A 21,597-nucleotide genomic window follows, 5' to 3' on the forward strand; every position below is an offset into this window, starting at 1 on the left:
TTAACGGGCTGCCCTCCAGGGAAGGTCGCAGCACCGGATGTGATCCCCGGGCCGCTGCCGCTCCCACGCCCGCCATGCGACGCGCCCGGCAGCTGGCGCGGGTAGCGGGGACTCCGGGCCGGCGCACCCGGTAGCGCCGAGTGCAATCGAGGTGCGTGGGCCGGCAGCCGGCCGGGGCGCGACCGGGCCATGGCGGCAGGTGCGACGAGCGTCGTGGCGCCGATGGACTCGCCTGACGGGCGGCTCCACTACGCGTGGGTCCGCGACCCCGACGGTCACCAGGTCAAGTTCGTACAGAAGGTGTGAGCGCTGTCGTCACCGCTCGCGGCGAGCGCCGGCCAACAGGTCGGAGACGATGGGGAGGTCGGCCCGGCTGGCAGGTATGCCGGCCAGAAGCCCCAGCGATCTATGCACCATCCGTCGGCAGCGCGCGGTTCAGGAGCACCACCGGGATCTGCCGGCTGCTGCGCTGCTGGTACGCCGCGTACTCCGACCTGGCCGACACCATCAACCGCCACAGCCGTGGACGTTCCTCGGCAGTGGTGGGACACGCGTACGCGGTGAAATTCTCTGGGCCGACCTGCACCGTGACGTACGGGTGGACGAGCAGGTTGAGGTACCACGCGGGGTGCTGGTCCGCGCCCCGGTTGGAGGCGGCCACGACGTAGCGGTCGCCGTCGCGTTCGTAGACGAGCGCGGTGTGGCGCAGCTCGCCGCTCCGCCGGCCCCGGGTGGTCAGGAGCAGGTCGTTGACGCCGGGTCGGGGCTGGCCGCCGGTCTCCTCGAAACGAGGGATGTGCGTTGCGACCCAGGCGTTCGGGCTGTGGTGGACAGTGGGCATCACGCCTCCCGCACGATCGCGACGGCACGGTGGTGGCGGGCTGCCTCGATCTCGTCGAGCAGCGCGATGGCGAAGTCCGGATAACTGATCCGGCTGGTCGGGTCGCCGTGGTCGGCGAACAGGTAGCGGCCGGTGCGCGCGCCGTGGTGGTCGAAGTCGCCGGCGGGGGCCAGGTAGGCCCAGTCGAGGTCGCAGGTCCTCAGTTCCTCCAGGCCCGCGGCGTGGCCGAGGTAGAAGGACCGGTACTCGTTCGGGTAGCCGGGCTCGTCCATCAGCGCCGCGCCAGACTCCCCGGGCAGGATCGCGGCGAGGCCGACCACCACCAGGCGGCGGACGTCCGCTTTCGCCAGACCGGTGGCCAGGGCGCGGGACGACGCGGTGAAGAAGTCGTGTGGTGGCATCGACAGGTCCACGGCGGCCCCGATGGCGGCGTCGTGTCCGGCGACCGCCCGCGCGATGCTCGCGGCGTCGGTGACGTCGCCGGCGACCACCCGCGCGTCGGTCAGGTCGCTGTGGCCCGTGAGGTCACGCACCACGGCGGTGCTCGGATACCTGAGCGACGATCTCGACGAGGCGCGACGGCATCATCTTTCGTCGTGCGAGGCGGCGGCCGAGACGGGGCACGCGCCCTCGATCGCACGGGTACTCGTCGGAGTCGCGGATCTCGCGCTGCGCCGGGACCGGTACGTGGAGGCCGCGCGGCTGCTCGCGGCGGGCACCGCCGTGCGGGGCCGGCCGGATCACTCCCAGCCGGACGTGGCCCGGATCGAGCAGGCGGTGCGGCGCCGCCTCGGCGAAGAGGGCTTCGCGGAGGCGGCGCTCGAGGGCACTCGGACGAGCTGGAGGGAGTTGGTCGCGGTCACGCTCGCTTGGTGAAGGTGGACCGCGCCCACAGGTAGCCGACGAGTGCGATGGCGACGCACCAGGCCAGGGCGGGGATCACGTCGCCGGCCGACGGCGTGCCGTTGAGGAGTCCCCGCAGCGTCTCGATGATCGGCGTGAAGGGCTGGTACTCCGCGAACTCCCGGAGACCGGGCCCCATCTTGTCCGCCGGCACGATCGCGCTGCTGAAGAACGGCAGCATGACCAACGGTACGGAGGCCAGCCCGGCCGTCTCCGGCGACTTCGCCGACAGGCCCAGGGCGACCGTCAGCCAACCCGCGGCGACGCCGAGCAGCACGATGACGCCGATCGCGCCGAGCCAGCCGACAAGGCTCGCCGCCGGGCTGAACCCGAGCAGGAACGCCACCCCGACCAGGGCCGCGATGGCGACCAGGTTGGTCAGCACGCTGGCGACGACGTGGCCGGTCAGCACCGCGCCACGGGAGACGTGCATGACCTTGAACCGGTTGATGATGCCCTTCGTCATGTCGGAGTTGACCGCCGTCGCGGTGGACCCCAACCCGTAGCAGACCGCCAACAGCATCAGGCCGGGAGTGGCGTAGTCGATGTAGTCGACGCCGACGTTGAAGGCGTCACCGAACATGTAGACGAACATCAACATGATGACGATCGGCATCAGGACCGCGTTGAACACCGAGGTCGGGTTGCGGGCGATGTGCTTGAAGTTGCGACGCAACATGACGATCGAGTGGGACTTGGCGCTCATTTCGCGGAAACCTCCTGGGTGCGGTTGCCCGTCAGGGCGAGGAAGACGTCGTCGAGGTCCGGGGTCTGCACGGAAAATCCCTCGGCGTTGATCGCGTACTCGTCGAGCCGGTCCAGCAGGGCACGCAGCGAGGCCGTCCCGCCGTCGCTGGGAACCCGCAGGGCCAGCGCGTCGTCGTCGCGCGTGGAGCCGGTGAGCACCCGGGCTGCCGCGTCGAGTTCCGCGACGGTGGCGAACCGGAGTCGAACGTGCGTGCCGGGGATCTGGCGCTTGAGCTCGTCGGGCGTGCCCTGGGCGACCAGGCGGCCCTGGTCGAGCACGGCGATCCGGTCGGCGAGCTGGTCGGCTTCCTCGAGGTACTGGGTGGTGAGGAAGATCGTCACTCCGTCGTCCACCAGGTCCCGGATGATCGACCACATGGTGCGGCGGCTCCGCGGGTCGAGGCCCGTCGTCGGCTCGTCCAGGAAGATGATGCGCGGGTCGCCGACCAGCGTCATCGCCAGATCCAGCTTGCGGCGCATCCCGCCGGAGTAGGTCGACACCGGCTTCTGTGCCGACCCGACCAGGTCGAACCGCTCCAGCAGCTCCGCGACGACCCGCTTGCCGTCCCTGGCGGGCAACTGACCGAGGTCCACCATCAGTTGCAGGTTCTCCTGGCCGGTCAGCAACTCGTCCACCGCCGCGAACTGGCCGGTGACGCCGATCGCCGCGCGTACCGCCTTGGCCTGGGTGGCGGCGTCGTGCCCGGCCACACGTACGGTCCCGGCGTCGGCCCGCACCAACGTCGTCAGCACGTTCACCGTCGTCGTCTTACCTGCGCCGTTCGGGCCGAGTAGGGAGAAGATCGTGCCCGCCTGGACGTCCAGGTCGATGCCATCGAGCACGACCTTGTCCTGGTAGGCCTTCCGCAGTCCGGAGACCGCAATCGCTGAACTCGTCATGTGACCACCATCGGTGGCCGACCTGTCACCCCCCTGACATGGTCCTGACACGGTCACTGACGCCGGTTCGGGCCCGCGGCGGCGCGTCGGGTGGTTCCGGCCGCACCTCCGCTCGGACTAGTGTCCGGCGTGGAGGTGGTCCGTGTTCACCGAGGCCTTCCCGATCGTGACGACACCTGACCTGCCGCGACTGATCGCGTTCTACCAGGACGTGGTCGGCTTCGAGCTGACCTACCGGTTCCCCGAGGAGGGCGTTCCGGAGTTCGTCGCCCTCCGGCTGGGCAGCAGCGAACTCGGCCTGGCCGCCAACCCGGAGGCCGGCGGGCCGGCCGACTCGCACCGGTGGGAGCTGTGCGTCTACGCCGACGACTGCGATGCCGCCGTGAACACCCTGCGCGCAGGCGGTGCGAGGGTCACCGAAGAGCCGGTCGACCAGCCGTGGGGTGAGCGGTCCGCCCGGGTCACGGACCCCGACGGCAACCGCCTGTTGGTGCTGTCCCGCCTGCCGTGATCACGACGGCCGTCACCGTTTCCAGAACAGCAGGTGGGTTACTCCGCTGGGGCTGGGCACCGATTCGAGGTGGAAGCGGTCGAGCAACTCGCTGGGGCTGTCCCACAGGCGTTCGCCCCGGTGCAGGTCGACGGGCGCGACGACGATGTGCATCGTGTCGACCAGATCGGCCTCGATGAACTCGCGGATGGTCGCCACCCCACCACCGAGGCGTACGTCCCGACCGGCGGCTGCCTGCTTCGCCTGGGCCAGCGCCTCGGCCGGGCTGGCGTCGAGGAAGTGGAACGTGGTGTCGGCCAGGGTGAACGACGGCCGCTCGTGGTGGGTGAGCACGAAGACCGGCGTGTGGAACGGGGGGTTGTCCCCCCACCACCCCTGCCACTCGTGGTTCTCCCAGGGGCCACGCTGGGGGCCGAACTTGTTGCGACCCATGATCTCGGCACCGATGTTGCACTCGGCGTCGCGGGTCAGGTAGTCGTCCAGGCCGCGACTGCCACCCGGCTCGGTGCGATACACGAAGCTGGCGGTGGCCGAACGCCAGGAGAACAACGGGTCGGGGTCCGCGTGGCCGAAGGGTCGTTCCAGGCTCTGCCCCTCCCCGGTGCCGAACCCGTCGCGCGAAACGTTGAAGCACTGCACCCGTAACAGTTGCGGCATGGTGTCCCTCCTTCGGTTCGATGAGCCGTGGTCAGTTGATGGTCTTCGTCGGCCCGCCGCCGCTGCCCCGATCGTCGAGCAGGAGCGGGGCGCGACCACGCACCGCGTACCGGATGTGGGTGACCTCCGGGTCGTGGATGACGCAAGTGGGGTTCAGCTCGATCGCCTCCTTGTCGCCCAGGTCGAGGTCCGCGTCGAACAGTCGCAGACCGGTGCCGAGCACGACCGGGACGATGTGCAGCTCCAACTCGTCGAGCAGACCAGCCTTGATCACCTGCCGTACCAGGCTGCCGCCCCCGGCCACCGCGACGTTCTTGCCGCCGGCTACCGCGCGCGCCTGCTCGACGGCGCTGGCCACGCCATCCGTGACGTAGGTGAAGCTGGTGCCCCCACCGCGCAGCAGCGGCTGGCGTGGGCGGTGGGTGACGACGAAGACCGGTGCGCGGAACGGCGGCACCTCGCCCCAGGGCAGCTCACCCCCGTCGAACATCCGACGCCCCATCACGTACGCGCCGGCGGCCGAGAACGACTCGGCGACCACCTCCGAGTTGGCGTCCTGGTCGCCACCGGCGAAGCCCTGTCGTTCTCGCCAGGCCATCGCGTTGCTCACCCAGCGGGTGACCCGGAAGAAGCCGGCAGCCTCGGTCGACTCCATCCAGTCGCCGTCGCCCTCGCCGTCGAAGCGTGGGCCGGCGTAGAACCCGTCCACCGACACCGACAGCTGTGCGGTCACCTTCGTCATCGCGGTTGGTCCTTTCCTCTGGTGGCACCTGTTCAGGTGTCACTCACCGAGGGGTCGGAACCGAACGGGACGACCCTACCGGGAAGCCGTGTGACGTGGGTCACTCGCGACCTCGGCTGCCAGGCACCACGTACCGGCGCGTTCCGGGTCGCGTGACCAGCGCACCCGCGGCAGCTCCTCGGGCCGGGGCGGCCAGTCGCGGTAATCCGCGGACCGGGGCCGGTCGGGATGCGGAACGGCCGGTCTAGCCGGCGGGTTGCCTGAGCCACGAGGTGCCGGATGGCGCGTAGCCGTGGCGGCGGTAGAAGCGCACCGCGTCGGCGTTCTGGTGGTGGATGCCCGCCGACAGGTTCATGATCCCGTGTTGGCTCGCCCACCGGTCCGCCGCGTCGAGCAGCGCCGAGCCGACCCCCCGGCCCCGGGCCTCGCTCAGCACCACCGTGTGGATCTGCGCCGACGGCTCGGGGCGCAGGATCTGGTGTGCGGGCGGTTCGGGCAGGCGCAGCACCTCGACCATCCCGAGGACCTGCCCGCAGTGCTCGGCCACGAGAACGGCGTTCCGGCCGGCCTCCTCGCCGAGGACGGCGGTGAAGTGCTTGATGACCGCCTCGCGCTGCGGCAACCGGTAGGTGTCGGGGTCGAGGGCGAGGTGCGCCTCGGCGTTCGCCAGGCGCAGTTCCACCAGCGCCGGCAGGTCGGAAGGGCTCGCCGGCCGCACGGCCGGCCCGGTCCTCGGCATGACCGTGATGCTAGGGCGGCCAGGTCCGCCACGGCTAGGCTGGCGATCATGCGGATTGGCATCGTGATCCTGCCGGACCAGCGTTGGACGGAGTCGCAGCGTCGTTGGCGGCAGGTCGACGAGTGGGGCTTCGACCACGCCTGGACGTACGACCACCTGGGCTGGCGGGACCTGGTCGACGGCCCGTGGTTCGACTCGATGTCCACGCTGACCGCCGCGGCCACGGTGACGTCCCGGATTCGGCTGGGCACCCTCGTGGCGTCGCCGAACTTCCGGCATCCGGCCGCGTTCGCCCGGCAGATCACCACTGTGGACGACGTCTCCGCCGGTCGACTGCTGCTCGGTCTGGGCGCGGGCGGCATCGGCTTCGACTCGGCGGTGCTCGGCGGCGAGACACTGCCGCCTCGGCAGCGGGTCGACCGGTTCGCCGAGTTCATCGAACTGCTGGACCTGATCCTGCGGGAGGACGGCACCACCTGGCGTGGTGACTGGTTCGCCGCGGTGGACGCCCGCAACAACCCCGGCTGCGTGCAGCGGCCCCGGGTGCCGTTCGTGGTGGCCGCCAACGGCCCCCGGTCGATGCGGTTGGTGGCCCGCTTCGGGCAGGGGTGGGTGACCACCGGCACGGGTGACGACAACGACCTGGCGGGCTGGTGGGCCAGCGTGTCGGCGCTGTCCGCGCGGATGGACCGGGCACTGGACGAGGCCGGTCGCGACCCGGCCAGCCTCGACCGCTACCTGTCGCTGGACGCGGCACCGGTCTTCTCGCTCAGCAGCGCGCAGTTCTTCGCCGACCAGGTGGGCCGGGCCGCCGAGCTGGGCTTCACCGACGTGGTGACGCACTGGCCCCGGGCCAGCAGTTGGTACGCCGGCGACGAGGCCATCCTGGTGGACGTGGCGACGCGACTGCTGCCACAACTGCGCGGCTGAGCACGCCGCAGCCATCCCCGGCGGAAACCCAGCAGCCGCACCCGGCCGGGGCGCCGCCTCAGGTGCCGAGGTCGCCGCTCGCCACGCCGCCCGCACCGGCGGAGACCAGGCGTAGCCGGAGGCAGACGATCGGGGTGTCGCCGTCCACCGGCGTGCCGAGCCGCGCCCAGTGGGCCGAGTGCCCGGCCCGCCACTCCTCGATCGAGCGGTCACCCTCACCCTCGGCGCGGGCGAACTCCCAGGGCACGTCGGCGAACCGGACCACCTCGACTCCGGTGATCTCGACGACGCCGGCCAGTGCGTCGTCGTCGTCGACCAGGGCCAGTCGTTCGCCGACGCGCTCCAACTCCTCGCCTTCCTCCGCGTACTCGGCGAGCCGGCCGGCGGTCGCGGTCTTCACGCCGGCCAGCACCAGCGTGTTGAGGGTTGCTCGCAACTCGCCGGGGGTGCCGAGGGCGAGGGTGCGTAGTTCGCCGATCCGAGGCCACATCCTGCCGAGGCTAGGCCAGCCCGGCCCGAGCCGCCGCCGCAATACGATTGGCCCTGCTCAGATCAGCTGGCCGGCGTAGCCGGGTGCGGTGAGCAACCGGTCGTCCGCGGTGGTGGCATGCGCGTCGAGGACCGCGTCGGCCAGCTTGACCACGTGCTCGTCGCCGTGCCGCGCCGCGCGGGCGAAGACCTCGGCCGGGGTCCCGGGGGTCACGGCCGGCGGCGCGATCCCGTCGGTCGGGGCGTACACCGAGGTGATGGCCGCCGTCGCGGCCCAGGCCGCGGCGAGGCTCGGCGCCCACAGCGCCCGGTCCAGTGCCGGCAGGGTACGCAGCACCGCGGTCGGCGCGGTTACCGCGTGCACCAGCATGACCGGTTCGGCGTGCCCGAACCGCAGGTAGTCCAGGCCGGCCCGGTGCACCAACGTGGTGAGCCCACGCTGCGCCTCGGCCGGGCTCCGCGCGGGGCGCAGGGTGGTGAGCGCCGGCTCCCACCGGGGTACGGCCGGCAGCCGGCCCAGCCGATCCCGGACGCCCCCGGTCTGGTCGTCGATCCGGGGCAGCCCGGCCAGCGCGGCGTCCACGTCCACGTCGGTTCCGTCCGTTTCCGGCCGGCCCGGATCCTCGGCGAAGAGCTGTTCGGTGCCGGGGACGGGCAGCCAGCGGGCCGCCCAGTAGCCGAGCGCCTGGCCCAACTCGGCGAGCCGCCGTGGGTTGGCGTCTGCTCTGTCGAGTGCCCGTACGGCGTGCCCGACCCGGATCACCCCGTGGGTGGCGCCGGCGGCGATGCCCGGCAGCAGCCGGGGCCACCAGGTGCCGAGCACGTCGCGCCACGGGTGTTCGCGTAGCTGCCGGTCGAAGTACGCCAGCCAGTCACCGGCCCGTTTCGGGTCGCCCAGCGCCTCCCGCCAGTCGTCGATCGGGTGCAGCCCCCGGGGCAGCTCGTCGAGTCGGCCCAGGTAGTCGTCGAGCCAGCGGTGCACTCGTTGCTGGTGCCCGTGCCGGACCAGCGCCTCGACGGCCATCGGCCCGTGGTTGGACAACCAGCCCTCGAACTCGGGGCCGGTGCGGTGCAGCCGCTCGTACGCCTCGTCCAGGATTCCGTCAGTCATCAATCGATCGTCGGTGTTGAACCTCGCTTGAGGTCAAGCCGGCAGCTCCGCCGCGTTGATCAGGCCGGTGATCCGTAGCGCGGCCACGACCTCGGGCGGGCAGTCCACGGCGACCACCGAGCTGCCCAGCACCTCGGCGCCGCGCGCCGCGCAGATGTCGTAGATGGCGCGCAGTTGGGCGCCGGTGCGCACCCAGTCGTCCACCACCAGCACCCGGTCGCCGGGGCCGACGTGCCGGTCCCGCACGGCCAGGTCCACCTGTCGGCCCCGGTAGTCCGGTGGGCTCTGCGCCCAGGTCAGCGGCCCGGCCGGCAGTCGTCCGTCGCCGGGTTTGTGTGCGGCCACGAAGCCGACCCCGAGTGCGGTGGCGGCCAACGGCCCGAGCAGCAGCCCGGTGACGGCCGGGGCGAGCACCACCGTCGGCCGGGCGGCCCGGTACGGCGCCACCAGGGCCGGGCCCAACGCGGCCAGCACGGCCGGGTCCCGCCACCAACCGGAGATGTCGCTGACCAGGTGGCTGGCGCCCGGTCCGGGGTCGATCCACTGGAACAGGGCGGTCAGGCGTCGGGTCAGCTCAGCGGACATCCGCTCATCCTGCGGTACGGGTGGTCGGCGCGCCGGCACCCGGGCCGGCCGGCCCACCCCGGGTCGGATGATCGGCTACACGTACCCGTGCAAATACGGGCATACCACAATGATCACGTTGACTTCGGAAGTGCTTCTCTCGTTACGGTCCGACCCGGTTTGTTCAGACGACGAAAGGACCGGGCCGGTGGCAGGCAAGCACTCCCGTACCCGCATCTTCTCCTCGCCGGCGGCATCGTGGCCACCGCGGCGGTCGGTGTCGCCCTCGCCGTCGGGGGCACTGTCGGTGCCGTGCAGCTGACGTCCGGCTCCGACCCGGCGGAGCAGACGGCTCTCGAATTCCCCCCGACCACCGCCGCGAGCAGCCCCACCCCCAGCTCCCCGGCCGCCTCCCCGAGCGTCAGCGCCTCGCCGAGCGTGACCGCCAGCCCGTCGGCGACCCGATCGCAGCAGGCGGCCTCCCGGGGCAGGACCCGCACCGCGTCCCCGAAGCCGAGCCCGACCGCCAAGAAGACCACCGCCGCGGCGAAGGTGTTGGAGAGCGGATCGTGCGGCGCCTCGTTCTACTCCGACGGTCAGCTCACCGCCAACGGTGAGTCGTTCAACCCCGGCGCGCTGACCGCCGCGCACAAGACGCTGCCGTTCAACACCAGGGTGCGGGTGACCAACCCGGCCAACGGCAAGTCGGTGACGGTGCGGATCAACGACCGCGGCCCGTTCATCGACGGCCGCTGCCTGGATCTCTCCCGGGCCGCCTTCGCCAGCATCGCCTCGGTCGACGTCGGAGCGCTCACCGTCCGCTACGAGGTCCTCGGCTGACCGGGACGGGCGAGGCCGATTCGGCCGGCCGACTGGGCTGGCCGGACAGAACTCTCTCGAACGACGGGTCAGGTTCATTCACCCGTTCACGTCCATCAGGCAAACTGTCAGTCGTACCCACGCGACTCCTCCAGTCGGGCCGTCGCCCGCTGAGCCCCGGATCCCGCGCCGGCCTCGGCGCGGCCCTTGTTCTGCTCACGATCGTGTCGGCGGTGGAGGCGGCGGACGGCCGCAAGGCGCACTACATCGCGCTGCTGGCGGCGGTGCCGTTCCTGGCCTCCGCCCTGGCGTCCTGGCTGGTGGTCCTGGGCGTGGGCATCGTGGCGACAGTGGTCGGGGTCGGCTTCGCGCTGGTCGAGCCGAAGATGTGGCTGGTCACCTCGGTCAACGTGGTGGCGGTCGCGGTCGCCACCGGGCTGGCGGCGGGGGTGGCCTGGGCCCGGCAGCGGCAGGCCGAACGGATCGTCGAGCTGACCAAGCTCGCCTCGGTGGCCCAGCAGGCGGTGCTGCGTCCGCTCGGGCCCCAGGTCGGCACGCTCTCGGTCGCGGGCCGCTACATCTCGTCCACAGCGACGGCCGAGATCGGCGGTGACCTGTACGAGGCGATCGACACGCCCTACGGCGTACGCATGATCATCGGCGATGTACGCGGCAAGGGCCTCGACGCGGTCCGGCTGGCCAGCATCGTGCTCGGCTCCTATCGGCACGTCGCGTACGAGCGGGCCGACCTGCGGGCCGTCGTCGCCGACCTGGACCGCGCGGTGGCCCGCAATGTCGGCGACGAGGACTTCGTCACCGCGGCCCTGGTCGAGGAGCGCGGCGGCACCCTCACCATCGTCAACTGTGGGCATCCGCCACCGCTGTTGCTGCGCCGCGGCGCGGTGATCCCGCTGGAGCCGCCGGCGCCGGCGCCCCCGCTCGGGTTCATGCCGGTGGTCCGCCCCCGGGTCGAACGCCTGGAGCCCGGAGACCGGCTGCTGCTGTTCACCGACGGCCTCGGCGAGGCGCGCCGGGACGGCGAGTTCTTCCCCACCGCCGACCGGGCCTGGCGACTGCTCGGCCACGGCACTGTCGCCGACGGTCTGGCCTCGTTGGAGACCGCCCTGGTCGAGTGGGTCCATGGTCGGCTCGACGACGACATCGCGCTGGTCCTGATGGAGTACGTGGGCGACCGTCGCGGCGCCGCGGTGGCCGTCCCGAGCTGGGAGGTCGGCGCCGCCGAGAGCTGATCCGGCCGGCGCGGCCCGAAGCTGTGTAACCGCCGTCACTTGGGTGATCCGCTTGTCGCTGCCTACCCACGAGTAATACAGTCGGGGTTACTGATCGGTAACACCTGTCCGGAAGCGGGGGCCAGCGAGCATGACCCACTACAAGAGCAACCTCCGGGATCTCGAGTTCAACCTTTTCGAGGTCTTCGGCGCGGACCGGGCGTTCGGCCAGGAGCCGTACTCGGATCTCGACACCGACACCGCCCGCAGCTTCCTCGCCGAGGTCGACCGGCTGGCCCGCGAGGACCTGGCCGCCAGCTACACGGACAGCGACCGCAACCCACCGGTCTTCGATCCGGCCACGCACACGGCGCCGCTGCCGGAATCGTTCAAGAAGTCCTACCAGGCGTTCATGGACTCCGAGTTCTGGCGCCTTGACCTGCCGCCGGCGCTGGGCGGCACCAACGCCCCGCGTGCCCTCTGGTGGGCGCTCGCCGAGCTGGTGCTCGGCTCGAACGCCCCGGTCTGGATGTACGCCTCCGGCCCGTCCTTCGCGCACGTGCTGCACGTCGAGGGCACCGAGCGGCAGCAGAAGTGGGCCAAGCTCTTCATCGACAAGCAGTGGGGCTCCACGATGGTGCTCACCGAGCCGGACGCCGGCTCGGACGTGGGCGCGGGCCGCACCCGGGCGATCCAGCAGCCCGACGGCAGCTGGCACATCGAGGGCGTGAAGCGCTTCATCACCTCTGGTGAGCACGACCTGAGCGACAACATCGTGCACTACGTGCTGGCCCGCCCGGTCGGCGTGGCGGGCGTCGGTGGCCCCGGCACGAAGGGCCTGTCGCTCTTCGTGGTGCCGAAGTTCCACTTCGACGAGACCACCGGCGAGCTTGGCGAGCGCAACGGCGTCTACGCCACGAACGTCGAGCACAAGATGGGTCTGAAGGTCTCCAACACCTGCGAGGTGACCTTCGGCGAGCACGGCGTACCGGCCAAGGGCTGGCTGCTGGGCGACAAGCACGATGGCATCCGGCAGATGTTCATGATCATTGAGTACGCCCGGATGATGGTCGGCACCAAGGCGATCGCCACCCTCTCCACCGGCTACCTGAACGCCCTGGAGTACGCGAAGAACCGGGTGCAGGGCGCCGACCTGGTCCAGCAGGCGGACAAGACCGCCCCCCGGGTCACCATCACCCACCACCCGGACGTCCGCCGCTCGCTGCTGCTGCAGAAGTCGTACGCCGAGGGTCTCCGCGCCCTGGTCCTCTACACCGCCACCTGGCAGGACAAGGTCGCGCTCGCCGAGGCCGCCGGCGACGAGAAGGCCACCAAGCTGGCCAAGCGGGTCAACGACCTGCTGCTGCCGCTGGTCAAGGGCGTCGGCTCGGAGCGGGCCTACGAGATGCTCGGGCACGAGGCGCTACAGACCTTCGGCGGCTCCGGGTTCCTCCAGGACTACCCGCTGGAGCAGTACGTCCGCGACGCGAAGATCGACACCCTGTACGAGGGCACCACCGCCATCCAGAGCCTCGACCTGATCTTCCGCAAGATCGTTCGGGACAACGGTCGGGCGCTGCTGGCGGTCTCCGGCGAGATCCAGGAGTTCATCTCGTCCGAGGCGGGCAACGGCCAGCTCAAGGAGGAGCGGCAGGCGCTCGGCAAGGCACTCGGCGAGATCCAGAACATCCTCGGCGTGCTGACCGGCTGGCTGGGCGAGGCGCAGGCCGGCGACGCCCGCGCGCTCTACAAGGTCGGGCTGAGCAGCCGGCGTTTCCTGCTGGCGATCGGTGACCTGGTGGTCGGTTGGCTGCTCCAGCGGCAGGCCGACGTGGCGCTGAAGGCGCTCGCCGGCGACGTCTCCGCCAGCGACAAGGCGTTCTATACCGGCAAGGTGGCCGCTGCCCGTTTCTTCGCCCGCGAGGTGCTGCCCCGCATCGGCGCCGACCGGCGGATCATCGAGGGCGCCGACCTCGACATCATGGACCTCCCGGAGGAGGCCTTCTGACCGTGCCACGGCACGCCTGACGGTTCCGGGTCGCACCACCCGGCACCGACGCCGGCGGGGTGAGGCTGCCCCGCCGGCCGTCGCCGTGTCCGGGCTTGGGTGACCGGCCGTCAGGCGGGCGATGATCGCGGTCTGCGTGGTCGGCCGCAGTGCGGGCCCGGGCGGTCGCCCCGGGGGCTGGGCGGGTGCCGCATTGACCGAGCCCCGCCGGGTATGCCGGCGGCGTGGCGGGTAACCGTCGCGTGACCTCGAAAGGGAACGCCCAGAGCCACCGCACGGGGGAGTGCAGCGCACATGGGTGTAGGAAGCGGGATTTTTCTCATCGCGATCGGCGCGATCCTGACCTTCGCGCTGAGAGCCAACGTCTGGTGGATCGACGTGCGGGCGGTCGGCTGGGTGTTCATCCTGGCCGGGCTGGCCGTGCTGCTGACCACGCTGTGGTTCTGGCAGGACCGGCGCAAGCGGGCCCGAACCCTGATCGTGGAGGAGAACCGGCTGTCGCACCCGACGGCGATGATGCCGCCGCCGCCGGACCCGCCACCACCGACCGCCCCGCCGTCCTGATCCCGGACGACCTGGACGCGTAGCGCTGAGCCACCCGCCCGATCGGCGGGTGGCTCAGTCGCGTGCGGTGTGCCGGGCCGTGATCGGCGCTCCCGCCCGGGCCAACCCCATCCACCCGTCCGGGCAGCGGTGCACCGCCAGCTCGGCGGTGCGTAGCCCCTCCTCGTCCACCCCTTCCGGGTCGAGGAGCGCGGAGAGTAGCGATATGCCCGGATTGTGGGCAATGAGTAGCGCGGTGCGGGCCGTCGGGTCCACCGTGCGGACCAGCGACAACAGCTCCTCGGGGTGGGCGTCGTACGCCCCCGGCTCGTAACGGACGGTGGGGCGGGGGCCGGTCGGCCCACCCTCCGGCGGCGAACCGGTCATCCCCATCGCCACACCGTGCCAGGTCTGCCTGGTGCGTCTGGCCGTCGAGCAGATCACCACGTCGGGCAGCAGTCCGTGGTGCGCCAGCCAGGCGCCGGCCGCCGCCGCGTCAGCGTTCCCGCGGGTGCTCAACGGCCGCTCGGCGTCGTCGGTCGCGTCACTGCCCTGCTCGGCCTTCGCATGCCGCAGCAACACCAGTGTGCGGGTCTCAGGGTCGGCGTCCGTCATGCCCTCAGCTTGCCCGATTGGCGATCTCCCTGCCGGGGTAAGTCGATGGGTGCCGCACCCCTACCGACGGCCGCGGCGCGGCGTACGCCAGGTTAGAGCCGAGGAGCGAGACATGGGCATTGGTGGCAGCATCTTCCTGATCGCGCTGGGCGCGATCTTCGCGTTCGCAGTGGAAGCCGATCTGGGTTGGTTGGACCTTGCCGTGGTCGGCTGGGTGCTGATGCTGGCCGGCGTCGCCGGCCTGCTCGCCACCCTCTACTTCTGGAGCAGCCGCCGCCGGGCGGTGGTCGCCGCCCCGGTGCGCGAGGAGCGCGTGGTGGCCGACCGGGTCGTGCCCGTCCAGGACGACCGGGTCGTACGGGAGTACCGCGAGGTGCGTCGGCCGGGCCACCCGGTCTGATCTCCGCTCGCACACTCCGGGGTCCCGCAGCGTCGCGGGGCCGGCTCGCGTCTGACCCCAGCCCGCGAGGTCAGGCGAACAGCGCGAAGTAGATCGCGATGTGGTGGCAGAGCGCCGCCAGCAGCGTGCAGGCGTGGAAGAACTCGTGGTGACCGAAGACGGTCGGCCACGGATTGGGCCGCCGCAGCGCGTAGCAGACCGCGCCGATGCTGTAGATCGCGCCGCCGGTGATCAGCAGGACCAGCGCCGGGACGCCGCCGCCGTGCAGGATCTCCGGCAACATGGCCACCGCCACCCAGCCCAGCGCCAGGTAGAGCGGCGCGGACACCCAGCGCGGCGCGTGCGGCCAGACCAGCTTGACCGCCACGCCGGCCAGCGCGCCGCCCCAGACCAGGGCCAGCATCACGGTGGCCGGCCGGGGTGCGAGCAGCAGCACGCAGAACGGCGTGTACGTGCCGGCGATGAACACGAAGATCATCGAGTGGTCCATCCGGCGCATCACCTGGTAGCCGCGTTCCGACCACACCCGACGGTGGTACAGCGCGCTCGTGCCGAAGAGCCCGCACACCGTCAGGCTGTAGATGAGACAACTGACCAGGGGTGCCCAACCCGGGCGGGTGGCAGCGATCGAGCAGAGCACGATGCCGCAGACCAGGGCGACGAAGAAGGCGTACGTGTGCAGCCAGCCGCGCATCCGGGGCTTACCGATGTCGACCGGCTTCAGGCGAAGCGGGGCGGAGGTGGTCACCAGGTCAGGTTACGACACCGTAGGTTACTTGGCAGTAGTGGCGTTGGTGACACCTGGCACCGGCACCGTGAACACCGCGGCGAGCCGACATCGGCGAGGATGAGCGGATGCGGATCCGACCCGTCGGGGCGCACGCCCTGCTCCTCGACTGCATCGACCACCCCGACGTCTCCGAATCCGCGCTTGTCGAAGCATGGCGGGCCGAGCTGTGGCGGCGTCGGGAGCGGGGTGACCTGGTCGCCGTCGAGATCGTGCCGGCGGCCCGAACCATCCTTCTCGACGGCCTGCCTGACCCGGGCGCGACGGCCGAGCGGTTGGCCCGATGGGCACCAGAGGTCGCCGCGACCGCCCGCCGCGCCGAAGCCGGAGCCGAAGCCGGAGCCGACGCCACCTCCGCCGCAGCCAGCGCCCGAACAGGCAGCGCCGCTGGAGACGACGCCCGAACGAACACCGCCGCCGCCGTCGACGCGGCGGACGTGGTGGTCCCTGTCGTCTTCGACGGACCGGACCTGCCGGCGGTGGCCGAACACTGGGGCGTGCCCGAGCCGGCCGTGGCCGACCGGCTGACCGGCACCTCGTTCCGGGTCGCGTTCTGCGGCTTCGCCCCCGGCTTCCCCTACCTGACCGGGCTCCCCGCCGAGCTGGCGCTGCCCCGGCTGGCCACCCCCCGCCCCCGGGTGCCGGCCGGCTCGGTCGCGCTCGCCGGCCCGTACGCGGGCATCTATCCGGGCGCGTCCCCCGGCGGCTGGCTGCTGGTCGGGCGGACCGACCTGGTCCTCTTCGACGTGGCCGCCGACCCGCCGACCCGCCTGGCCCCGGGCACCACGGTCCGGATGGTGCCGGCGTGACCCGGTCGGCCATCGAGGTGCTGCGGGCCGGCGCGCTCAGCACAGTGCAGGACCTGGGCCGGCCCGGCTGGGCACATTTGGGCGTACCCCGGTCCGGTGCTCTCGACCCGGCCGCGCTGCGGCTGGCCAACCGGCTGGTGGGCAATCCGGAGCACGCCGCCGGCCTGGAGATCACCCTGACCGGCTGCACCCTGCGGCTGACCCGGGCCACCACCGTGGCGGTCACCGGCGCCGAGGTGCCGGTCCGGGCCGGCGACCGCCCCGGCGACACCGGACGCCCACTCACCGTGCCCGCCGGGACGGTGCTGCGGATCGGTCCGGCCCGGCGGGGCGTACGGAGCTGGTTGGCGGTGGCCGGCGGCATCGAGGTGCCGCCGGTGCTCGGCAGCCGCTCCACCGACACCCTCTCCGGGCTCGGTCCGCCTGCGCTGCGCGACGGCGACCTGCTGCCGCTCGGTGAGCCGCCCAGGGCACCCGCGCGGTCGACCTGACCCTCTGCCCCGCCCCCGCGCCGGAACTGCGCCTGACGCTGCACCCCGGCCCCCGCGACGACTGGTTCACGCCCACCGCGTTCGACCGGCTGTTCGGCACCGCGTACACCATCAGCCCGGTGAGCAACCGGGTCGGCGCGCGGCTCGCCGGCGCGGCACTGCCCCGCGCGGTGGCCGGCGAGCTGCCCAGCGAGGGCATCGTGCTCGGCGCGGTGCAGGTGCCGGCGGACGGGCAACCGCTGATCTTCCTCGCCGACCACCCGACCACCGGCGGATACCCGGTCATCGGGGTGGTCACCGACGTGACACCGCTCGCGCAGGCGCGGCCAGGGACTACCGTCAGATTCCATGGACCTCAACGCTGACCTGGGCGAGGGATTCGGCATCTGGCGGCTCGGCGACGACGAGGCGCTGCTGAGCCTCGTCACCTCCGCCAACGTCGCCTGCGGCTTCCACGGCGGCGACCCGTCCACCATGCGGCGGGTCTGCGAGGGTGCCGCGCGCCGCGGGGTAGCGGTGGGCGCGCAGGTCGGCTACCGGGACCTGGCCGGCTTCGGCCGGCGGCACATCGAGTACGACTTCGCCGAGCTGCGCGACGAGGTGACCTACCAGCTGGGGGCGTTGGACGCGTTCTGCCGGCTGTTCGGCACCCGGGTCCGCTACCTCAAGCCGCACGGCGCGCTCTACCACGCGGCCAGCACCGACGAATCCCAGGCGGCGGCGGTGGTCGCCGCTGTCACCGGCTACGACCCCGAGCTGCCGGTGCTCTGCCTACCCGGCTCGACGCTCGCCCAACTCTGCGTCGGCGCGGGCCTGCCGGTCGTCGCCGAGGCCTTCGCCGACCGCGCCTACCTGCCCACCGGGGCGCTGGTGCCGCGCGGCACCCCCGGCGCGGTGATCAGCGACCCCGAGCAGGTCGCCGAGCGGGCGGCCCGGATGGCGACCGAACGCATCGTGGTGGCCATCGACGGCACCGCCATCCCCTGCTCGGTCGACTCGATCTGCGTGCACGGCGACACCCCGGGCGCGGTCTCCGCCGCCGAACTCGTGCGCGCCACCCTGATCGACGCCGGCGTCCAGCTGGCCCCGTTCGCGTGACTGTGCGGTGCGGCGCGGGCCGGGCTGGACCGGAGGGGCCCATGGGCCCCTCCGCACACCTCAGGCGTCCAGGCCGCGGAGCACCAGCGGTAGCCGGGTCACCGCACCGTCGACCACCCGGACCGGTACCCCCCAGTCTTGCCGGGTCAGGTGGCACGCCGCGTGCTCGACGTCCGCGTCGCAGGTCGCCGCCTGGGCGGTCACCTGCAACACACCGGCGGTGACCTCGCCGTTGAGCACCAACCGGCGGGACAGCTCGGTGCCCGTGCCGGCACCGTCCACAAGCAACTCCGGTGGCGACGCGGAGACCACCAACCGGGTCGACGGCCCGTACGTCTCGTCCAGCTTCTGCCCCGGCGCCGGGGTGAAGACGATGTCCAGGGTGACCTCACCGGCCGCGACGTCGGTCGGCTTGCGCTCGGTGCGGTGCCGAGGCCCGTCGACAGTGCTGGCACCCGCCGCCGACAGCGCGCCCGGTGCGAGCCGGGTCAACCGGTGCGCGGCGGACTCCACCACCAGCACCTCACCGGACGGGGTGAGCACCAGGTCGCTCGGCTCCGCCAACCCGTCCGCGACGGTGGAGACCTGGTTGCTCACCGGGTCGAAGCGGCGCACCGCGCCGTTGTACGTGTCCGCGATCAGCACCGAACCGTCCGGCAGCGCGCACACCCCCAACGGGTGCTGGAGCAGCGCCGACTCCGCCGGACCATCCACGTGCCCGAAGTCGAACAGGCCCTGCCCGACGGCGGTGCCCAGCACCCCGTTCTCGACGTACCGGACGGCGCTGGTCTCGCTGTCGGCCACCCAGAGTCGGGTGCCGTCGGCCGAGACGGACAACCCCGACGGCTGCGCCATCCACGCCTCGGCCAGTGGCCCGTCGCGCAGCGCCTCCACCGTCGTACCGGCGTACATGCCGGCGGTCCGCTTGATCGGGTCGAACCACCAAAGCTGGTGGATGCCCGCCATCGCGATGATCAGCTTGTCGTCGTACCAGGCCAGGTCCCACGGGGAGGAGAGGTCCACGGCCAGCGCGTCGTGGGCGTGGTCGTCGACCGAGGCGCGCCACTGCCGGCCACTGCCGGCCACCGTCACCACCTCACCGGACTCCAGCCGTACGCCGCGCAGCAGGTGGTTGACCGTGTCGGCCACCACCAGGTCGTAGCCGGCGATCTCGGCGACGTGCGTGGGCAGCAGGCACACCCCCTGCGGCTCGGAGAAGGTCGCCGCGCTGCCCGGCCCGTCGGCCCGGCCACGCTCGCCCGAGCCGATCCGGCGCACCGGCGTCTCGCCGTCCGGGGCGACCTCGACCAGCGAGTGTCGGGCCGAGTCCGAGACCAGCAGGTTCCCGTTCGGCAGCAGCGCCGCCTTACCCGGGAAGCGCAACGCGGTCTCCGGTGCCGGCGGGGGGACGTACGGGCCGTCGCCCCGGTGCAGGGTGCCCTTGGCCTCGTGGGTGGCGATCAGCTCGTCGATCAGCCGGGCCAGCCCCTCGGCGTGCCCCTCGCCGGCCATGGTGGCGACCACGTAGCCCTCAGGGTCGATCACCGACAGGGTCGGCCAGGCCCGAGCCGCGTACTGCTGCCACATGTCCATCTCAGGATCGTCGAGGACGGGGTGGTGCACCCCGTACCGCTCGACGGCGGCGGCGAGGGCGTCGGCGTCCTTCTCGTGCTCGAACTTCGGCGAGTGCACACCGATCACCACGAGCACGTCGCCGTACTTCTCCTCCAGCGGGCGCAGCTCGTCGAGCACGTGCAGGCAGTTGATGCAGCAGAAGGTCCAGAAATCCGCCAACACGATCTTGCCGCGAAGGTCGGCGAGCTTGAGGTCGCGTCCACCGGTGTTCAGCCAGCCCCGACCGCGTAGCTCGGGGGCCCGTACTCGTGCGCTCATGCACCCATCGTGCCTGACCACCGGCCCGAGTCGGGCCAGAGGGGGCGGGTCGCCGCGATCCGGGTCGGGTCAACGTGGTCGGTGTCGGTTACTTCGTGGCCGGCTTGAGGCAGAGCACCCGGTTGGTGCCCTCGCCCGGCAGCACCACGTGGGGCTGCGTCGGATCGGTGCACTTATCCTTCGCGCTCACCTTCGAGACGATGGTGAACGCACCCGCCTCGCCGCAGTCCGCCGCCGAGGCGCCGCCCTGCCCGGACTGCTTCACGCAGGTGCCGACCGCCGGGTCGAAGGACGGCGTGTCGTTTCCGCCGACCTTGCCGAGCAGCAGCAGCAACCCGAGCGGCACCGCCAGGATGAGCACCGCGGCGATCAGCACCGCCGCCAGCACCCGACCGTTGCGGACCTTCGGCGCCGGTGGCTCCGCCTTCGGCTCCTCGGCATCCGGCTTGAACGCGTCGAACCGGCCCTGGTCCGACTGGCCGGCCTCCTGGCTGCCCCAGGACGGCGCGGGTTGCTGCGGCGGTGGGAACGACGGTGGGAAGCCGCCGCCCGGAACCGGCTCGGTTGCCGGCCCGGCACCGAAGCCCGGCCCGTTGGAGCCCGGCCCGCCGAAGTTCGGCCCACCGAAGGCCGCCGTGCCGTTCACAGTGGCGGCACCGGCGGCCGGCGCGCCCTGGCCGCCGAACGGCTCGCCCGGCGACTCGGCACCGGCGTGCGGCCGAACGCCGTTCACCGGCCGGTTGTTGCCCGGCGCGTCGACGAAGGACGGCACACCGGGCGGGAACGCCGGCGGCTCGTTGAACGCGTTCGGTGCGGGCGGCCGCTCGTCGAAGCGGGAGTCGCCTGCGGAGTCGCCGCCACCCCAACCGGGGCCGACCTGCCGCTGGGCGTCGTTCTGCCAGTCGGGGGCGGCCTGACGTGGCGGGTCGTTCGGCCAATCGGGGGCACCCTGGCGGTCGGCACCGGGGTCGCCCTGGAACACCTGCGGCTCCGGCTCGGCCTCCGGCTCCGGGCGAGCCGGGCGGCCGTACACCCGAGGTTGTGGGGTGGCCGTGCCGGTCGGTCGGATGGCCTGGTCGGTCGGGGGCATCACCCGGCTGGCCAGCGGCACCGAAGCGCTCGCCGTGGCCTTCGCCGCACCGGCTGCCGAGTCGGCCTCCGACGTCGGTACGACCGCGCGGCCCGCTCCGGACTCCGGAGAGGTACGCGGCGCGGGCACCACAGCACCGCTGGCGGGAGCGTCCTCGGCGCGGCCCCAACCGGCCGGCTCCGGCTCGTACGGCGCGGCGGCGTCCGGGGTCTCCCGTTCGGCGTAGGCCGGCTGCTCGGGGATCGGCGCGAACTGGGCCGGCGGTGCGTAGTCGGCCGGCGGAGCGGCGGCCAGGCTGGCACCCGGCACGCGTTGTTCCTGCGGAGGCAGTGGCACGGCGTTCGCCGGGGAGATGCCCGGAGCGGGCCCCGGCTGGTAGGCCGGTGCCTCGTCGTTGCGGTCCGCCTCCCGCCCCGCGCGGGACTGGGCGGCCTCCGCCTCGGCGCGACCCCACACCTCACCGGGTGCCCACGGCTCGGCTGCGGGCACGCCGGGGGTGCTGGGCACGGCGTTGTCGGGGCTGGCGGCCCAGTTGGGCGCCCCGTCGTTGCCGGGCACGCTGGCGCTGGCGCGGGCGGGGAGGCCTCGTCGTTGCGGTCCGCCTCCCGCCCCGCGCGGGACTGGGCGGCCTCCGCCTCGGCGCGACCCCACACCTCACCGGGTGCCCACGGCTCGGCTGCG

The 21,597-nt window shown here is 72.4% G+C and carries 22 protein-coding genes and 3 pseudogenes; 11 read left to right on the plus strand and 14 right to left on the minus strand.

The annotated features are described in order from the left end of the window. Positions 1 to 406: 406 nt before the first annotated feature. Positions 407 to 841 (minus strand): nitroreductase family deazaflavin-dependent oxidoreductase, encoded by a 435-nt coding sequence (locus JM949_RS12290; protein WP_203148559.1) that lies wholly within the window; start codon positions 839 to 841, stop codon positions 407 to 409. Further along, a complete protein-coding gene (locus tag JM949_RS12295) occupies positions 841 to 1,374 on the minus strand; it encodes an NAD(P)-dependent oxidoreductase (RefSeq protein ID WP_309232128.1) in 534 nt (177 codons plus the stop codon). The genes JM949_RS12290 and JM949_RS12295 overlap by 1 nt, the downstream gene beginning before the upstream one ends. On the opposite strand from JM949_RS12295, the gene JM949_RS12300 reads away from it, so the two are divergent. After that, the gene (locus JM949_RS12300; RefSeq protein WP_203148562.1) at positions 1,361 to 1,717 is read left to right on the plus strand and encodes a hypothetical protein; all 357 of its coding nucleotides are present in this window, start codon (positions 1,361 to 1,363) and stop codon (positions 1,715 to 1,717) included. The genes JM949_RS12295 and JM949_RS12300 overlap by 14 nt on opposite strands. Here the strand turns inward: JM949_RS12300 and JM949_RS12305 are convergent. Next, complete coding sequence (locus tag JM949_RS12305; protein WP_203148563.1) at positions 1,701 to 2,450, minus strand: ABC transporter permease; 750 nt, start codon at positions 2,448 to 2,450, stop codon at positions 1,701 to 1,703. The two genes, JM949_RS12300 and JM949_RS12305, sit on opposite strands and share 17 nt — an antisense overlap. Beyond that, positions 2,447 to 3,391, minus strand: a complete 945-nt coding sequence (locus JM949_RS12310; protein WP_203148564.1) for an ATP-binding cassette domain-containing protein — start codon at positions 3,389 to 3,391, stop codon at positions 2,447 to 2,449. Before JM949_RS12310 ends, JM949_RS12305 begins: the two co-directional genes overlap by 4 nt. A gap of 142 nt (positions 3,392 to 3,533) precedes the next feature. On the opposite strand from JM949_RS12310, the gene JM949_RS12315 reads away from it, so the two are divergent. Further along, positions 3,534 to 3,902 (plus strand): VOC family protein, encoded by a 369-nt coding sequence (locus JM949_RS12315; protein WP_203148565.1) that lies wholly within the window; start codon positions 3,534 to 3,536, stop codon positions 3,900 to 3,902. Positions 3,903 to 3,914: 12 nt separating this feature from the next. On the opposite strand, the gene JM949_RS12320 is transcribed toward JM949_RS12315, so the two are convergent. The 3 genes from JM949_RS12320 to JM949_RS12330 form a co-directional block, all read right to left on the minus strand. Then, the gene (locus JM949_RS12320; protein WP_203148566.1) at positions 3,915 to 4,559 is read right to left on the minus strand and encodes a dihydrofolate reductase family protein; all 645 of its coding nucleotides are present in this window, start codon (positions 4,557 to 4,559) and stop codon (positions 3,915 to 3,917) included. A 31-nt stretch (positions 4,560 to 4,590) separates the two neighbouring features. Then, positions 4,591 to 5,301: a dihydrofolate reductase family protein gene (locus tag JM949_RS12325; RefSeq protein ID WP_203148567.1), complete on the minus strand. Its 711-nt coding sequence runs from the start codon at positions 5,299 to 5,301 to the stop codon at positions 4,591 to 4,593. Positions 5,302 to 5,545: 244 nt separating this feature from the next. Continuing rightward, positions 5,546 to 6,040 carry a GNAT family N-acetyltransferase gene (locus JM949_RS12330; protein WP_203148568.1) on the minus strand — a complete coding sequence of 165 codons (495 nt, stop codon included), beginning with the start codon at positions 6,038 to 6,040 and terminating at the stop codon, positions 5,546 to 5,548. A 48-nt stretch (positions 6,041 to 6,088) separates the two neighbouring features. On the opposite strand from JM949_RS12330, the gene JM949_RS12335 reads away from it, so the two are divergent. Further along, entirely contained in the window at positions 6,089 to 6,970 is an 882-nt protein-coding gene (locus tag JM949_RS12335) for an LLM class flavin-dependent oxidoreductase (RefSeq protein WP_203148569.1), read from the plus strand. 58 nt (positions 6,971 to 7,028) lie between these two features. Here the strand turns inward: JM949_RS12335 and JM949_RS12340 are convergent, their stop codons facing one another. The 3 genes from JM949_RS12340 to JM949_RS12350 are packed head-to-tail and all read right to left on the minus strand — an operon-like array spanning position 7,029 to position 9,155. Beyond that, a complete protein-coding gene (locus JM949_RS12340) occupies positions 7,029 to 7,460 on the minus strand; it encodes an ASCH domain-containing protein (RefSeq protein ID WP_203148570.1) in 432 nt (143 codons plus the stop codon). A 57-nt stretch (positions 7,461 to 7,517) separates the two neighbouring features. After that, positions 7,518 to 8,570, minus strand: a complete 1,053-nt coding sequence (locus JM949_RS12345; RefSeq protein ID WP_203148571.1) for a questin oxidase family protein — start codon at positions 8,568 to 8,570, stop codon at positions 7,518 to 7,520. 33 nt (positions 8,571 to 8,603) lie between these two features. Further along, positions 8,604 to 9,155: a phosphoribosyltransferase family protein gene (locus tag JM949_RS12350; protein WP_203148573.1), complete on the minus strand. Its 552-nt coding sequence runs from the start codon at positions 9,153 to 9,155 to the stop codon at positions 8,604 to 8,606. 187 nt (positions 9,156 to 9,342) lie between these two features. Between JM949_RS12350 and JM949_RS38790 the strand changes: the two are divergent. The 4 genes and pseudogenes from JM949_RS38790 to JM949_RS12370 all read left to right on the plus strand — a co-directional run bounded on the left by JM949_RS38790 (position 9,343) and on the right by JM949_RS12370 (position 13,754). Further along, a pseudogene (locus tag JM949_RS38790) lies at positions 9,343 to 9,974 on the plus strand (septal ring lytic transglycosylase RlpA family protein). A gap of 104 nt (positions 9,975 to 10,078) precedes the next feature. Further along, the gene (locus tag JM949_RS12360; RefSeq protein WP_203148588.1) at positions 10,079 to 11,203 is read left to right on the plus strand and encodes a PP2C family protein-serine/threonine phosphatase; all 1,125 of its coding nucleotides are present in this window, start codon (positions 10,079 to 10,081) and stop codon (positions 11,201 to 11,203) included. Between the two features lie 130 nt (positions 11,204 to 11,333). Next, positions 11,334 to 13,190 (plus strand): acyl-CoA dehydrogenase, encoded by a 1,857-nt coding sequence (locus JM949_RS12365; protein ID WP_203148575.1) that lies wholly within the window; start codon positions 11,334 to 11,336, stop codon positions 13,188 to 13,190. A gap of 294 nt (positions 13,191 to 13,484) precedes the next feature. Further along, a complete protein-coding gene (locus JM949_RS12370; protein WP_030332052.1) occupies positions 13,485 to 13,754 on the plus strand; it encodes a DUF6458 family protein in 270 nt (89 codons plus the stop codon). A 54-nt stretch (positions 13,755 to 13,808) separates the two neighbouring features. Here the strand turns inward: JM949_RS12370 and JM949_RS12375 are convergent, their stop codons facing one another. Next, entirely contained in the window at positions 13,809 to 14,348 is a 540-nt protein-coding gene (locus JM949_RS12375; protein WP_203148576.1) for a SixA phosphatase family protein, read from the minus strand. A gap of 112 nt (positions 14,349 to 14,460) precedes the next feature. Between JM949_RS12375 and JM949_RS12380 the strand changes: the two genes are divergently transcribed. Continuing rightward, positions 14,461 to 14,748, plus strand: coding sequence for a DUF6458 family protein (locus JM949_RS12380; protein WP_203148578.1), 288 nt, complete (start codon positions 14,461 to 14,463; stop codon positions 14,746 to 14,748). A gap of 70 nt (positions 14,749 to 14,818) precedes the next feature. On the opposite strand, the gene trhA is transcribed toward JM949_RS12380, so the two are convergent. Continuing rightward, positions 14,819 to 15,496 (minus strand): PAQR family membrane homeostasis protein TrhA, encoded by a 678-nt coding sequence (gene trhA / locus JM949_RS12385; protein ID WP_203148580.1) that lies wholly within the window; start codon positions 15,494 to 15,496, stop codon positions 14,819 to 14,821. 107 nt (positions 15,497 to 15,603) lie between these two features. On the opposite strand from trhA, the gene JM949_RS12390 reads away from it, so the two are divergent. From JM949_RS12390 to JM949_RS12400, 3 genes and pseudogenes are all read left to right on the plus strand, one after another. Next, positions 15,604 to 16,344, plus strand: coding sequence for a 5-oxoprolinase subunit B family protein (locus JM949_RS12390; RefSeq protein ID WP_203148581.1), 741 nt, complete (start codon positions 15,604 to 15,606; stop codon positions 16,342 to 16,344). After that, positions 16,341 to 17,200: pseudogene (locus JM949_RS12395) on the plus strand (5-oxoprolinase subunit C family protein). Before JM949_RS12390 ends, JM949_RS12395 begins: the two are co-directional and overlap by 4 nt. Beyond that, positions 17,184 to 17,933 (plus strand): LamB/YcsF family protein, encoded by a 750-nt coding sequence (locus JM949_RS12400; protein WP_203148582.1) that lies wholly within the window; start codon positions 17,184 to 17,186, stop codon positions 17,931 to 17,933. The pseudogene JM949_RS12395 and the gene JM949_RS12400 overlap by 17 nt, the downstream one beginning before the upstream one ends. A gap of 60 nt (positions 17,934 to 17,993) precedes the next feature. Here JM949_RS12400 and JM949_RS12405 read toward each other — a convergent pair whose 3' ends face one another. Together JM949_RS12405 and JM949_RS39675 are read right to left on the minus strand one after the other, a co-directional pair. Further along, complete coding sequence (locus JM949_RS12405; protein ID WP_203148583.1) at positions 17,994 to 19,826, minus strand: NHL domain-containing thioredoxin family protein; 1,833 nt, start codon at positions 19,824 to 19,826, stop codon at positions 17,994 to 17,996. An 88-nt stretch (positions 19,827 to 19,914) separates the two neighbouring features. Further along, positions 19,915 to 20,544, minus strand: a pseudogene (locus tag JM949_RS39675) (LppU/SCO3897 family protein); the annotation flags it as partial. Between the last annotated feature and the right edge of the window lie 1,053 nt (positions 20,545 to 21,597).

The sequence above is a fragment of the Micromonospora tarensis genome (assembly GCF_016803395.1).
Classification (GTDB): Bacteria; Actinomycetota; Actinomycetes; order Mycobacteriales; family Micromonosporaceae; genus Micromonospora; species Micromonospora tarensis.